The organism is Phytoactinopolyspora halotolerans (genome assembly GCF_010550675.1).
GTDB lineage: Bacteria > Actinomycetota > Actinomycetes > Jiangellales > Jiangellaceae > Phytoactinopolyspora > Phytoactinopolyspora halotolerans.
Genome location: NZ_JAAGOA010000010.1, coordinates 204,049 through 218,499, shown reverse-complemented (window position 1 = coordinate 218,499; position 14,451 = coordinate 204,049). Strand labels below are relative to the sequence as shown.

The 14,451-nt window shown below is 68.5% G+C and carries 10 protein-coding genes; 5 read left to right on the top strand and 5 right to left on the bottom strand.

The features are described from left to right. Positions 1–76 precede the first annotated feature (76 nt). The 5 genes from G1H10_RS16005 to G1H10_RS15985 all read left to right on the top strand — a co-directional run bounded on the left by G1H10_RS16005 (position 77) and on the right by G1H10_RS15985 (position 5,683). Positions 77–1,405, top strand: coding sequence for a hemolysin family protein (locus tag G1H10_RS16005; protein ID WP_163739521.1), 1,329 nt, complete (start codon positions 77–79; stop codon positions 1,403–1,405). Next, entirely contained in the window at positions 1,402–2,418 is a 1,017-nt protein-coding gene (locus G1H10_RS16000; protein WP_163739519.1) for a CNNM domain-containing protein, read from the top strand. Before G1H10_RS16005 ends, G1H10_RS16000 begins: the two co-directional genes overlap by 4 nt. A gap of 9 nt (positions 2,419–2,427) precedes the next feature. Beyond that, a complete protein-coding gene (locus G1H10_RS15995; RefSeq protein WP_163739517.1) occupies positions 2,428–3,252 on the top strand; it encodes an SAM hydrolase/SAM-dependent halogenase family protein in 825 nt (274 codons plus the stop codon). Positions 3,253–3,691: 439 nt separating this feature from the next. Then, positions 3,692–4,459 (top strand): DUF3800 domain-containing protein, encoded by a 768-nt coding sequence (locus tag G1H10_RS15990; protein ID WP_163739515.1) that lies wholly within the window; start codon positions 3,692–3,694, stop codon positions 4,457–4,459. 63 nt (positions 4,460–4,522) lie between these two features. Continuing rightward, complete coding sequence (locus G1H10_RS15985) at positions 4,523–5,683, top strand: IS1249 family transposase (RefSeq protein WP_312856589.1); 1,161 nt, start codon at positions 4,523–4,525, stop codon at positions 5,681–5,683. A gap of 367 nt (positions 5,684–6,050) precedes the next feature. On the opposite strand, the gene srmL is transcribed toward G1H10_RS15985, so the two are convergent. The 5 genes from srmL to G1H10_RS15960 all read right to left on the bottom strand — a co-directional run bounded on the left by srmL (position 6,051) and on the right by G1H10_RS15960 (position 14,385). Beyond that, positions 6,051–7,238, bottom strand: a complete 1,188-nt coding sequence (gene srmL / locus G1H10_RS15980) for a PheS-related mystery ligase SrmL (RefSeq protein WP_216853319.1) — start codon at positions 7,236–7,238, stop codon at positions 6,051–6,053. 362 nt (positions 7,239–7,600) lie between these two features. Continuing rightward, a complete protein-coding gene (locus tag G1H10_RS15975; protein ID WP_216853318.1) occupies positions 7,601–10,591 on the bottom strand; it encodes a helix-turn-helix transcriptional regulator in 2,991 nt (996 codons plus the stop codon). A 142-nt stretch (positions 10,592–10,733) separates the two neighbouring features. Then, entirely contained in the window at positions 10,734–10,991 is a 258-nt protein-coding gene (locus G1H10_RS15970) for a hypothetical protein (RefSeq protein ID WP_163739510.1), read from the bottom strand. Positions 10,992–11,190: 199 nt separating this feature from the next. Next, on the bottom strand, positions 11,191–12,138 hold the full coding sequence (locus tag G1H10_RS15965) for a carbohydrate kinase family protein (protein WP_163739508.1): 948 nt from the start codon (positions 12,136–12,138) through the stop codon (positions 11,191–11,193). Between the two features lie 126 nt (positions 12,139–12,264). Beyond that, a complete protein-coding gene (locus G1H10_RS15960; protein WP_163739506.1) occupies positions 12,265–14,385 on the bottom strand; it encodes a PhoX family protein in 2,121 nt (706 codons plus the stop codon). Positions 14,386–14,451: the final 66 nt, after the last annotated feature.

Here is a 14,451-nt window from a genome sequence, read left to right as displayed (position 1 = left end):
CCGCCGTGTCGGACGCTTCAAGTCACAACCCCGGCTCATCTTGGATTGAGCAGGTCCCGCAGCGCCGGAGTGGCCGATGAGCGCTGTGCTGGGAATTCTCGCCGTCTTTCTGTTGACGTTCGGCACTGCCTACTTCGTGGCGCAGGAGTTCGCCTACGTCTCGGCCGACCGGATCGAATTGGCGCGGCAAGCCGCAGCCGGAGACAAGCGTGCGGCGTCGGCCGTGCGGGTGATGGAACGGCTGTCGTTCATGCTCTCCGCCGCTCAGGTCGGCATCACGGTCACGGCGCTGATCGTCGGGTTCATCGCCGAGCCGGCGTTCGCCGAGGTGCTGCGTCCGGTCTTGGAGGCGATCGGGCTGCCCGACGCCGCTATCACGGGGGTCACGGTCGGTGTGGCGTTCGTACTGGCCACGGTCATCCAGATGGTGCTGGGCGAACTGTTCCCCAAGAACCTGGCCTTGGCCAAGGCGGAGACGCTGGCCAAGGCGCTCGCCCCGTCCACCCACGTCTACCTGGCGGTGAGCGGCCCGGTGATCCGGCTGTTCGACAACTCGGCGAACCGGTTGCTGCGCTGGGTCGGCATCGAGCCGGTGGAGGAACTGCACCACGGCGCGACGCTGGAGGAACTCGGTCACATCATCGGCGAGGCCGAGCAGCAAGGGTCGCTGTCGGCGCACCTGTCCGACGTGCTCGGCCGGGCGATCGGTTTCACCGAGCACTCGGCGGGCGAGGCGATGGTGCCGCGCCCGGACGTCATCAGTGTGCACGCTTCAGCGCCGGTGGAGTCGGTGATCGAATTGATCCGCCAACGCGGACACTCCAACTACCCGGTTCTGGGGGAGACCACGGACGACATCGTCGGCGTGGTCGGTGTGCGGGAGATCATGCGACTGCCGCAGCACATGATCGCGTCCTCCACCGCCGGGGACGTCGCCCGGCTGGCGCTGGTGGTGCCGGACAGCATGGCCCTGCTTCCGTTGGTCAAGCGGATGCAGCAGCGCGATGACGAGTTCGCCTGCGTACTCGACGAGTACGGCGGGTTGGCCGGCATCATCACCCTGGAGGACATCGCCGAGGAGCTGGTCGGCGAGATCGAGGACGAGACCGATGAAGAGGCCGTCCCAGCGGTGCTGGTCGACGGCTGGTGGGAACTCGACGCCGGCCTGCGTGTCGACGAGGCCGCTGCCTATACCGGCGTGGATCTTCCGGATTCGGAGGATTACGACACGGTGGGCGGGCTGATCCTGGCGGAGCTGGGCCGGCTGGCTGAGCCCGGCGAGTCGCTGGAGCTGGAGCTCCCCCGTGGCGACGAGCTGCACCGCGTCCAGATCGACGTGGTGACGGTGAGCCGCCGGGTGCCGGAGCGCGTCCGGCTCCGCGAAGCGGTGGAGGTGCAGCAATGAGCGCCGGCACCGCTCTGCTCGTCACCGGCCTGCTGTTCGTGGCGAGCGGGTTCTTCGTCGCCGCGGAGTTCGCCTTGGTGGGTGCGGCCCGGCACCGCCTTGAGCAGGCGGTGGCCGACAAGAAACGGGGCGCCAGAGCGGCGCTGAACGGGGTGCGGGAGCTGTCCCTGATGCTGGCCGGCGCGCAACTCGGCATCACGATGGTGATGATCGGGCTCGGTATGGTCAGCGAGCCGGCCCTGCACCACCTGCTGGAGCCGCCGATGTCCGCGCTCGGCATGCCGCACGCGGCGGCGGACGTCGCCGCGTTGGTGCTGGCGCTGGCGATCGTGACGTTCCTGCACGTCGTCGTCGGCGAGATGGCGCCCAAGTCGTGGGCGATCGCCCATCCGGAGCGATCGGCGATGATGCTCGGTCCCGCCTTCCGGTTCTACGCGGCCATCGTGAGATTCGTGCTGGTGGCGTTGAACGGCCTCACCAACGTGCTGGTGCGGCTCGTGCGGGTGCAACCTCGCGACGAGGTGGTGACGGTCCGCAACCGGGAGCAGATCCACCAGCTGGTGTCGGAGTCGCAGCGGCTCGGCCTGGTCAGCGACGAGCAGCACGGTCTGCTGACCCGTGCGCTGGGTGGCCCCGGCGCCGCCGTCGGGCAGGTCATGGTGCCGCTGGACCGGGTCGTCAGCGTCGGCGCGGACGCGGGACCACAGGACGTGCTGGACATCGCCACGCAGCGCCGGCACACCCGGCTGGTCGTGCGCGACGCATCCGGCACGATCATCGGCGCGGTGCATGCGCGCGAAGCGCTCGCCGGCCGCGGTGTCGATGCGGCCTGGTCCGCGGGTGCGATGGCGCGTCCGATCCCCTCGGTCTCGGTCGATGCGGATCTGGCGACCGCCGCCGAGGTCCTGCGCCGGAATCGGGCACAGCTCGGCGTCGTGCGCGACGGCGCGCAGCGCGAGGTCGGCATGGTGACGATGGACGACCTGGTCACCAAGATTCTGGTGTCGGCGTAGGCGAGGCACATGCGGTACGGCTGGCTGGCGTTTCTGACCGACTATGGCTACCACGACGGGTTCGTCGCGGCGTGCCACGGGGTGATCGCGCGCATCGTTCCAGACGCGCGTGTCATCGACGTCACCCATGCCGTACCGCCGCAGGATGTGCGCCACGGTGCGGTGGTGCTGGAGCAGACCGTGCCGTATCTGCCTGCGTCGGTGATCGTGGGGGTGGTCGATCCGGGCGTCGGTTCCGAGCGTCGCGGCGTTGCCCTGCAGGCCGGGGAGTCGGTGCTGGTCGGCCCGGACAACGGGCTGCTGGTGTGGGCGGCGGACGCCCTGGGCGGTGCATCGGCGGCGGTCGAGCTGACCGCGCCGGAGTACCGGCTCGGCGGTGATGCGGCGACGTTCCACGGACGGGACATCTTCGCGCCGGCGGCGGCACACGTCGCCGCCGGCGTGCCGCTGAGGGCACTCGGCCCTGCCGTATCGGTGGAGGACCTGGTCCGGCTGCCGACGCCGCGAGCTCGAGCCCGGGCCGGCGTCGTCGAGACCGAGGCGCATCTGGTCGATCACTTCGGAAACGTGGCGCTGGCCGCACGTGCCGATCACCTGAATGAGGCCGGTCTGGCCGTCGGCGACCGCGTCGACGTCACCGTCTCTGGTGGGCCGGTGCACCACGACGTTCTGCTCGGCCGCATCTTCGCCGATGTCGCGCCGGGTGAGCACCTGGTGTACGTCGATTCGCATGGCTATCTGTCGTTGGCGACGAACCAGGGCGATGCCGCATCGAGCCTCGGTGTCGAACCTGGCGACGACGTACGCGTGTCGCGGTCCCACGCGCATGGGTGATCGGGTTGCCCGTGACGACGGCCGGTGTCGGACTCGACTTCTGGAGCATCGGCCTTCCGACATGATCGAGACGGTGGCTCGTCCTACCACCGGATGCACGAACGACGCCATACGTGTCGTGCCTGGAAAGGAAGAAGGGCGCCCTCACGGAGCGCCCCTTGACCTCTGACCTACGCCCGGACATTCGCCCGGCTCGGCCAGCACGCAGCACTGTAGCTTCGCTGAAACTGCGCTGTCAACGCAGTTTAAAGGTTCCTGTCTAGGTTGCCCTAGACAATGCTTGTCTAGGGCACATTTGAGTATAGTAAGTCGCGTTTGACGCGTCGATGTTGTCGGTAGCGTAGTGTAGCGTCTTTCAAGACTTGGTTCGCATGCAGGTGTTGAGAGGACCCGCTATGCCCAACAGCGCGACCACCGCTCCGGCAACGGGCGGTGACGGATGAGCTCGATATTGACGCCGGAACGTCTCAATGACCTGGCGGCCAGCAACAATGCGCCCGCGCTTGAGTTCGCCTACGTGGACGAGACTGGGAACACCGGTGACGTAGCCAGAGGTGGAAGTCGTACTTTCACGCTCGGATGTCACCTCATACCCGTTGATGATTGGGCGCTGCGCTTGGAAGCGCTGACAGAGACGCGACGTGACATCAAGCAAGTTTACGGTGTGCGTCTGAGAGACGAATTGAAGGCGTACTACTTGATTCGGCCAAGAGGAACGCTCAAGGGTAGTGGCCTCGGTGATAGGCAACTCAGAGATATCTACCGCCGGGTCATGAAGGTACTCGCTCTGGTGTCTACAGGGGTGTTTGGCGTCGTCGTCGACAAGGAACAGCCACTGAGCGCAGATCCGTTTACGATCGCATGGCAAGAGCTGATCCGCCAGCTAGCCATCCGTTCCGTGAACAGGGGGCACCCCATCATGTTGGTTCATGACAACGGTGAGGATCACAAGGTTCGGACGCTGTACCGGTTGGCGCGCGAGAGTTGCGCTACGGGCAGCGATGGGCATGTTGCCGCGGATCTCCTAGTTGAGGATCCGGTCTCAAGGCGATCCGAACTCTCGTACTTCATCCAAGCCGCTGACCTCGTGGCGTATGCAGCCTTCAGGCGGGTGCAGCCACCAGGCAAGAACAACGCCACTGTGTGTGATGAGCGGATGTGGCTGGAGGTGAAGTCGGGGTTAGCGGCCAAAATGTGTGTCCGTTGACGGGGTGTTTTGGCTGGTCAGCCTCCACGATTTGGGTGTGATTATGCCTTAGAACCCTTAATCGTGAAGGGTGCTAGGAGATCAGGTAAGTGCGTGGTATGTGGCGGTCGGCTCAAGCGCAACGGCACGACATCAGCGGGACGGACGAGGTGGCGATGTGCCTCGTGTGGAGCATCGTCGACGCGGTCACGCCCGGATGTGACACGCCGGGGGCAGCTCGAGGCGTTTGTGGCGTGGCTGACGGGTACCGGCTGCCAACACGACACCACACCGGCCTCGGCACGCTCATTTCGCCGCCAGAGCGCGTGGTGCTGGCGCGTTGAGCCGTCGATCGCGGTGACCGGCGAGGTCTACGACTGCGTCCAGCTCGACGGGATCTACCTCTCCGGCGGCTGGTGCTGCCTGATCGCCATCACGCGTGGGCACCCGATCGCGTGGCAGTGGTGTGACCAGGAGAAAAAGGTCGTCTGGGCGGCGTTGATGAACACCCTGCCCGCTCCACGCGTCGTGGTCACCGATGGCGGCCGTGGCATCCACGCCGCGCTGGGCGAGTGCTGGGCCACCACCCGGGTCCAGCGGTGCCTGGTCCACGTGCAACGCAACATGCGCACCTACCTCACGTCCAAGCCGCGCACCGACGCCGGCAAAGCCCTGTGGGCCCTGGGTAAGCAGCTCACCCGGCTACCAGAGCCCGACGACGCCGCCAAATGGCTGGTCGGGCTCAACGCCTGGCACGAGCTCTACGGGCACCTGACCCGTCAGCGCACCTACCGCAGCGACGACACCCTGGCGCCGTCCTGGGTCAAACCCACCCAGACCTGGTGGTACACCCACGCCAACCTGCGCAAGGCCTACCGCCTGCTGCAACGTCTAGCCCGTGAGCAGACCCTGTTCACCTACCTCGACCCCGACCTGGCCGACCTGCAGATCGCCTCCACCACCAACTGGATCGAAGGCGGCATCAACGCCCAGCTACGCCGCCTGCTCGCCACGCACCGCGGCATGACCTGCGAACACCAACGCCGCGCGATCGAGTGGTACCTCTACCTGCACTCCGAACACCACAAGGCACCAGCCAAACTCATCAACCCCGAGCACTACACCCCAAACACCCCGCGCCACCGCGAACCACGAAACGAGCCCATCGGGCCCGTCGAATACGACATCCACCCCACCGCCGAAGAAGGCCTCTGGGCCCGCAAAGGCTGGGCCGGACGACCATGACACGCCCGAGAACAGACACACATTTTGGCCGCTAACTCTGAAGTCGGCTTGGCTTACAGAGGTGAGCCAGAGCAGGTCGGACGGCATTGTGGTGCGGCCAAAAGAGAGGGCACCCTCAACGGGTGCCCTTGACCTCTCGCCTACACCGAGCATGCACTCGGGTCAGCCAGCACGTTAATGGTACCGGATGGAGATTGCCGAGTCCAACTACCGGCTTGAGGGTGAATGCCCTGACGGGCGATGCGGCCCTCCGTCAGCTCGCTGGCGAGAGCCGCCCCGATCAGTGGGTGCTTCCACGGTGAGCGACGCGGGTGTGGCGGCCACGTGCCATGTGGCTGACATGGGGCTGCGTCCGATCGCTGCGGCGCTAGGTGGCGCTGGGGTCGCCCTCGTGCAGGGCGGCGTAGATGCGGTCGCGCAGGTCGTTGGCGTCGTCGCTGGTCATGGTGCGGTCGACGGGACGCAGGACAAGGCGGACGAGGAGATTCACCTGTCCGGGACGGATGCCGAGCCGTTGCCGTGCGGTGCCGGGCAACTTCTCGTACGGCGTCGTCGAGAGCACGGTGACCTCCTCGACTAGGTCGGCATCATCGCCCAGGGCATCGCGGACCCGGTCGCCGAGCACCTCGTCGTCCACGCCGGCGTCGATGGCGATGGAGATGTCACGGCGTGCCGGTGGCAGGTCGGACACCTCGCGGTAGGGCACGAGGTCGAGCATCTGCTCGCCGATCCGCGGGTCGGCCGAGCGCAACAGCCGGATGTCGGGAATGCCTTTGCGCAGCATCAGCATCCGATCCAGTCCCATACCAAGCGCCAGGCCACTCCACTCGGCGGGGTCCAGCCCGGCCGAAGCGATCACGGCGGGTGCGGCCAGGCCACACTCGGCGATCTCCACGGGTTCGGCGCCGCGGATGGCGTCGACCTGGCGTCCGCCGACGGTGTACGGGTGCGTCGCCGTCGTCCAGCGCCAATGCGTCCCCGGCAGCAGTGCGTCGACCAGGGCCGTCACCATGTCGTGCAGGTCATCGTGGTCGAGCCGGCGGCCGCCACGGCGGAGCAGCCACAGGTCGAGCTGGTGTGGCGTGCCGGTATGGATCCGGTCGATCGAGTCGCGGCGATGACAGATCCCGGGAAGGACCAGGAGCAGTTGCTCGCCGCGTCCGGCCCTTCCGCGGCTGGTCTCCGCGGCCGTGTCGCGCTGAGTGCCGGCGGCGGTGGCGCGCTGGGCTGCGGCGAGCCGGCGTAGAGCCGGTGGGATCCCCGCCGACGTGTGGCTGCGCAGCATCGTGGTGTCGCTGACGTAGCGGGTGTAGCGGGCGTCTCGCGCGACGGCGTCGGGTGCGTAGCCGAGGCGATCATAGTTGTCTTCGAGGCTCACGATCGGTCGTGATCGCTCGATCCGCACCGCGGTGTGCCAGAGGCGCGCAAGGGCGTCGGCCGCGTCGTCGATGAGGACCTGGATGGCGTGCGGCCCTTCGGCGGGGTCGGTGAGATCCCGCATAGATAGGGCGTTGAGCAGGGCGGGCAATGGCAGTGGGCGCGGCGCTGCCGGCACGCGGGCGACGTTGCGGGCAGCGGGGGAGGACGCAGCGGAAGACGGGGTAGCGGGAGATGGGGCAGGAGAAGACAGGCCAGCGTGTGCAGGACAAGCAGACATGGAAGGGATCCTTCTTCGCGGAAGAGAACGGGCGAGTGGGGTGAACGCTCCCCCGGCCGGATGGTCCGCGAAGGGTGACTGCTCAGGCGCAAGTACCCCGCGGGCGGCGAACCGTCGCCGACCGGGGGCGGATAAACAGGCGCTGACCTGGCATGTACATGAGACTATCCCGTCAGCGTCCGCGATGCCAAGCGTTCGATGATCATGATCACCGACGGGTTGAGCCGGGCATCACCGGTTCAACCGTCAATGATCATGGGTCAGGACTGTTCGTCGAGCAGGCCGCGCTGGTAGGCGAGGGCCACCGCCTCGGTTCGGCTGGCTGCGCCGAGTTTGGACATCACCCGGGACAGGTGCACGCTGACCGTCTTCTCGCTGATGAACAGCTCCTCGCCGATCTTGCGGTTGGTGTGACCCTGCGCGGCGAGCGCCAGCACCGATCGCTCCCGGGGCGTGAGGACATCAGCGGACGTCACCGGTGTGCCAGGCAGCGGGATCCGCGCTCGCCGCGCGAGCGAACGCACCGCGTCTTCAAGCGGTCGCGCGCCCAGCCGCTTGGCGTCCGATAACGCCTGCTGCAGCTCCGCCGCCGCATCATCGCGCCGGTCGGCGGCGATGTGCACCTCCGCCAGCCGCCATCGCGCGATCGCCTGCTGGTACACCTCGCCGTAGCCGAACGCGTCGATGACCGCCTGCCAGCCGGCCGCGTCGTCGGTCCCGCACAACCGGGCGTATTCGGCACGCGCGCGGACGAGCCAGGCTCGGCCTTCCGGTCCCAGTTCACCACCGCGAGGATCACCGAGGGTCGCCGTCTGCTCGGCCGTCTCGAGGAACCTCGCACCCGTCTCCATCAGTGTGGCGTCCGCCGCGTCATCGCCGGCAGCCGTGACCTTGCGGACGCGGTCGGCCTGGGCCTGCAGGCCCAGTGCCGCGAACCGGATGCCACTCATCGGCCACTCCTCACCGGAGCAGGCCCGGATGGTCGCCATCGCCTCATCCACGATGGCGACGGCTTCCTCCGGCGATCCCTGCCAGCACGCGAGCTCGGCGCCCGCCGTGCCGGCCAGGACGGCGATCTGCTCGTCCTCGTTGCGGGTCCACTCCGACCGCAGGCGCCGCAACTCCAGGGCGGCTTGCTCGAACTGGCCCCTGGCCACTTGGACCGTCGCGCCGCATGCCGCGAGAAGTGCGAATATCGCATCGGAGACCGGCTCGCCCGGCAGCGTGGCCGCCTCCGCGGCCGAGTCCCAGTCGCCGCGCGCGTAGTGCACCATCGCGCGCATCCACCTGATCTGCAGCCCGTATGTGCTCCATGACAGCCCCAGAGTGGACGCCCGGTGGGCGGCGTCGTCGGCGATAGCTGCGGCGGTGTCCAGTTTGCCTTGTTCGTGGCGGCCGACGATCAGGTTGTAGCGAGCCCTGAGCTCCACGTCGAGCGCCCCGGCTTCTTCTGCGCGCGTGCGCGCTCGCTCGAGCAACTCGGCGGATTTCTCCGGCCGGTTCTCCCGGTTCTCGCAGAACGCCTGCGAGATCAGCGCGTCCGCCTCCGCGCTCGCCGCGCCCGACGCCCGCGCGTCCGACTCGGCGGCCTCGGCGAACGCCCTCCGCTGGGCGTCGACCACGCTGAGCCGGGCACGGACCGCCAGCACCCAGGCCCGCTCGACGCTGGGCGGGCTGTCCTTGATCAGCTCCCAGGCATCGGAGATCACTTGCTCGGCCTCGGTCCATACCCCGTTGCCGAGGAGCGTCGTCGCGAACTGTCGCCGGGTGTCCGCGGAGACGATCGGATCGTTCTGGGCATCGGCCAAGCCGATCGCCGTCCGCATGTAGGCGACGGCGCGTTCCGGGTACCCGGCGGACACCGCTGCGTGTGCGGCCTTACAGGTCAGCGTGAACTCGCTGACCCCGGCTCGGCCTTCGGCGTCGTCGACGACGTCCCACAGCTCGAGCGCTCGCTCGAGGTGCTGCAGCATGGCGCCGAAGGCGCCCTTGCGCTTCGCATCGCCGGCTGCCTGGACCGACGCGGCGAGCGCAGCGGGGAGATCGTTGGCGCGGGTGCTGTGGTAGGCGAGCGCCGCCGCGATGCCCGTGAGATTCTGCTTGGCCAGCCACTGTGCGTAGGTGGCGTGCAGTCTGACCCGCTCGCCCGGCAGTAGGTCGGCGTAGATCGCCTCGCGCAGCAGGGCGTGCCGGAATGTGTAGGCGTCTTCGACACCAGGCACCAGGATGTTGTGTTGCAGCGCCTCGCGCAGCGCCGCCTCCAGCTCGCCGGCGTCCAGATCCATGACGGCATGCAGAGTGCTGTGCCGGACGTGCCAGCGGCCGCTGACCGAGGCGACCCGGACGACGCGCTGGGCCACCGGGCTGAGCTGCTCCACCCGCGTGAGCAGCACGTCGGCGAGGACGGTGGGGATCTCCGCGTCCGACGTGGACCGGGCCGCCAGCAGTTCCTCGGCGAAGAACGCGTTGCCCTCCGAACGCCGGGCGATGTCGACCACGACGTCGCCGGGTACCTCACCCTCGGACAGCGTCCGTACGAACGTCTCCGCGTCGTCCTGTCCGAACGGCTGCAGGTCGAGCCGCTCCACGGACGGCAGCCGTACCAGCTCGGCGAGCAGGCGCCGCAACGGATGCCGTCGGTGCAAGTCGTCGGAGCGATAACTCGCCACCACCAGGAGTCGCTGACTGCTCAGCCGAGAGAGCAGGAAGGAGAGCAGGTCCCGGCTGGACGGGTCGCTCCAGTGCAGGTCCTCGATCTGCAGCAGGACGCAGGCGTCCTCGCTGAGGTCGCTGAGCGCGCCCAGAACCGCGTCGAACAGCTGGAGCTGGTCGAACATGTGCGCCCGCGCAGCCGCGTCCTCGCCGCCACTGCTACCGGCCCCGGAGGCGGGCACCGGAGCACCGACTCGCACCGGATCGGCGACACCGGTGCTCACCAGGGTGGAGAGCACCGGCCGGCGAGCGAGTAGTTCCGGGTCGTGCGCGCGGATCTGGTCGACGATCTCGCTGAACGGCAGATAGGGAAAGCCGGCCGCGCTGATGTCGACGCAGCGGCCCATCAACACGACCGCCCCGGAGGCCCGGCTCATCTCGGCGGTCTCGGCCATCAGCCGGCTCTTTCCGACCCCGGCGTCACCGGAGATCAACACGGCGCCGGCGGTACCGGAGCGGGCACGCTCAAGTGCGGCGCGCAGCCGATCGACCTCGGCCTTGCGAGCGACCAGAGGGAACCCAGAACTCAAGCGCGGCACGGAGTCAATGGTCGCACGGCGGGGCGGCAACGGTGTATTGATATTCGGCGTCGCGGAGTTCGCTGCCGACGGGACGGCCGCCGACGAGACGCTCGCGGACGGACGACGTCTCACGCCGTTCCGCCCGGCGGCGGCCCGGAGATCAGACACAGGCCGGAGTGCTCGCCGGGTCCAGACGTGCTGGTGACGATTCCGCCGCCGGCTCGGGCTCGGCCCCCGGAGTGCTCGGCATGCTCGGCGCACCGCCAGGGCGACCGCCGCCGCGTGCCGATGCCGGAGCACCGGACAACCGGCGCTCGTCTCGGCTGCGCCGACGCCCCCACCGACGTCCGCGCCGCCGGCGCGCCGCCTCGTCCTCCCGGGTGGCGACCTCCGCCCACATCAGATCCACGTGGTGCATGAACATGACCGTCTCCGATCCGCCGTCGTCCCTGCTGTCATGTTCAAGACTCGCCGTGAGGGGCGGGTGCGGACATCGTCAAGTCGCCTGATCTTCGGTGGCGACAACCCCTTAGTTTCACCGGCGTGGAGCCGCCGGAGCCGGTAAGTGCCTCAATGAGGGGGTAAGGCCCCGCGGGGACAGGTAAGGCAGAGCGGGATCAGTCCACCTCAGCGGCGGTGGGCGGGTCGGCGCCCCGGCGTCCGCACGTGATGGCGGCGATGCGCGCGGAGCGCTCCAGAATGGGACGCAGCTCCTCCGCGCCCAGTGCGGCCAACCGCTGCCGGGCATCGGCACCGAGCAGTCCTCGCAGCCGCAGCGAGTCCACCAAACCGGATGTGAACGAATCCCCGGCGCCGACAGTATCCACAACGTCGACCGGTGCCGCGGCGATCTCCACCGTGGTGCCGCCGGCGGTGGCCGCCACGGAGCCGTCCCCGCCACGGGTGACGACCACGAGAGCCGGTCCGCGTTCCGCCCAGCTCTTGGCGATCTCGGCCGTGCCGGTGCCGGGCACCAGCCAGGCGAGATCCTCGTCACTCACCTTCACTACATCGGCCAGATCGATGAGCGTGTCCCATTGTTCGCGCACGTCCTCCGGCGGCCCGAGCAAGGCTGGGCGGAGGTTCGGGTCCAGCACGATCGCGGCCGTGCCGCGCTCGCGCTCCCGGCGCAGCAGCTGCAGAATCGCCGGTGATCCGGGCTGCCGCGCCGCCGCGATGGAGCCGGTGCACAGCGCGACGGTTCCGGCGGGCAGCGGATCCGGAAGCTCGTCCGGACTCCACTGCCAGTCGGCGGTACCTTCGGCGTAGAAGTCGTAGGTCGCGTGACCGGCGGCGTCCAGGGACACCACTGCCAGGGTGGCCGGCTCGTCCGCGTCGATGGCGTGGTCGAGCCCGACGCGATTGTCTTCCAGGTGTTCGCGGATCAGCCGGCCGAACGCGCCGGACCCCAGCCGGGCCAGCAGTTGCGTTCGCGCACCCAGCCGGGCCAGTCCGACGGCCACGTTCGCCGGTGAGCCGCCCGGGACCGGGCGGTATACCCCGCCCGGCTCAGCGACGAGGTCGATCAGGGCTTCCCCCGCGACGACGATCTGCTCTTCGGTCACGGCGACACTCTAGAGCACATCGGGCTTCGCCTTTCCGAGTCCCGCACGCCCGCGCCCAGCCCTTGATCACCAACCGCTGGACGGTCATGGCGCCGCCAACGGTTGATGATCAACGGGGAGAGGCTGTCAGTCGCCGATGTACGGGCCGCCGGAGGGAGACTTCCGCCAGATGGTGACGACGGACGGCCGGGCGAAGTCGCCGTACGGGAATGTCGACGCGGGGTTGTCGACGGTGGCCCCGCTGACCTCACCCGGGTGCTGGACCGCGACGAGCGCCGTCCGGCCGTCGGCGGTGATGGCCGGCCCGCAGCACTCGGCGCCGATGGGGGTGGAGACGAACCGGCGCAGGTGGCCGCGGTCGTCGCCCTCGACGGGCATGACGAACATCCCGTCGTGCACGCCGGTGGAGCCGGGCATCCCGTCCGTGCCGATCCACAGTCTCCCGGAGGGGTCGAAGGCGACGTTGTCTGGGCAGGAGATCATGCTGACCTGCGACTTGTCGTAGCCGTCGTAGTAGGTCTCCGGGTCCTCCGGGTCGCCGCAGACGATGACGATCTGCCACGTGAACGTCTTCGCGGCGGCGTCGTTCCCAGCCTCGTCGATCGCGATGACGTGACCGAAGCGGTTCTCCGCGCGCGGGTTGGCCTCGTCGACCTCGGCCGGCGTGCGTCGGCTGTTGTTCGTCAGGGCGACGTAGACGGTTCCGGTGGCGGGGTTGGCCTCAACGTCCTCCGGGCGGTCCATCTTGGTCGGGCCGACCTGGTCAGCGGCGAGCCGGGTGAAGACGAGGACCTCCTCGACGCTCATCCCGTCGACCTTGCTCTCGCCGTCCTCGATCAGTGGGAGCCACTCGCCGGTGCCGTCGAACAGGCCGTCGTTCGGCGGGCTGTCCGGGAACTCGGGGCTGTTGCCGGTGAACTTGGCGACGTAGAGGTCGCCCTCCTCCAGCAGCGTCATGTTGTGCTGGCGGGAGCGCCGGTCGGTGCCCTCGCGGTACGTGTTCTTCGAGACGAACTTGTACACGTAGTCGAAGCGCTCGTCGTCGCCCATGTAGGCCACGGCGCGGCCGTCCTCGGCGATGGAGATGGTCGCTCCCTCGTGCTTGAACCGGCCGAGTCCGGTCAGCTTCCGCGGCGTGGACTTCGGGTCGTACGGGTCGATCTCGACGATCCAGCCCTGGCGGTTGACCTCGTTGGGCTCCTTGGCGAGGTCGAAGCGGTCCTCGACGCGGTCCCAGCCACGGCTCGTGCCCGCCGATGTGCGGATGCCGTACCGGCCGAAGCGTTCACGTGTGGTGGGGTCGGAGATGTCGGCAGAGGCGCCGAAATACTGGTGGAAGTTCTCCTCCGCCGTCAGGATGGTGCCCCACGGCGTGGTGCCGCCCGCACAGTTGTTCAGGGTGCCGAGCGCGGTGGTACCCGACGGGTCGTCGCCGGTCTTGAGGAAGTCGCTGCCCGCGGCCGGACCGACGATCTCGAACTCGGTCCAGGTGTGGATGCGGCGGTTGTAGCGCTTGCGCTTGGCCGGCTTCCACTCGCCGGTGTCGCCGACGCGCTCGATCTCGACGACGGAGCCGCCGTGTGCCGCCATCGCGATCTTGAGCTGGTCCTCGGTCGCCGACGCCACGTCCACCCAGTCCCGGAACATCAGGTTCTCGTTGGTGTACTCGTGGTTGACCCACAGCAGGGCACGGTCGAACGTCCGGTCGAGCGGTAGCACGGCGACGAAGTCACAGTTGTAGCCGAACTGCTTCAGCTGCGCCTCGACCGACTGGTTATCGATGTCGAACTCGGGTGCGCCCTGCTCGACAGGCTCACCCCAGGCGATCGTCACCGACCAGTCGTATCCGTTCGGGACGACCACGCTGTCCACGGTGTTGTCCTGCACGGCCATGAAGTTCACCGGACGGCCGAGTTCCGGCAGCTCGACCTGGAGGTCGCCGTCCCCCGGCGGGCGTCCGCCGGCGGCAGCCGGGCGGGCAGCGGGGGCCGCGCCCGCGAGTGCGGTCGCCGACGCGCCGCTTCCGACGACGAACGCCGCCACAGCGCCGGTGCGCAGCAACCCGCGACGCGACATGGCCTTGGACACCATGTCGCCGAAGTACTCGTTGTCGCTCTCATTGGGTGCGGGGTGAGCGCACTGGTTGCCACAGCGGTACTCGCAGGTCATGGCGCTGCGCCCACCGTTGCGGTTGTTCAGCAGCGGCAGCAGCCGCCGACGTACGCCGTTGCCGTTCGCTTCAGGCATGGGTGTCCCTTCGTCTAGGCCGAGTCTGTGTAGAACCTACGGAGTCGCGTCCGACCGGACCACCAC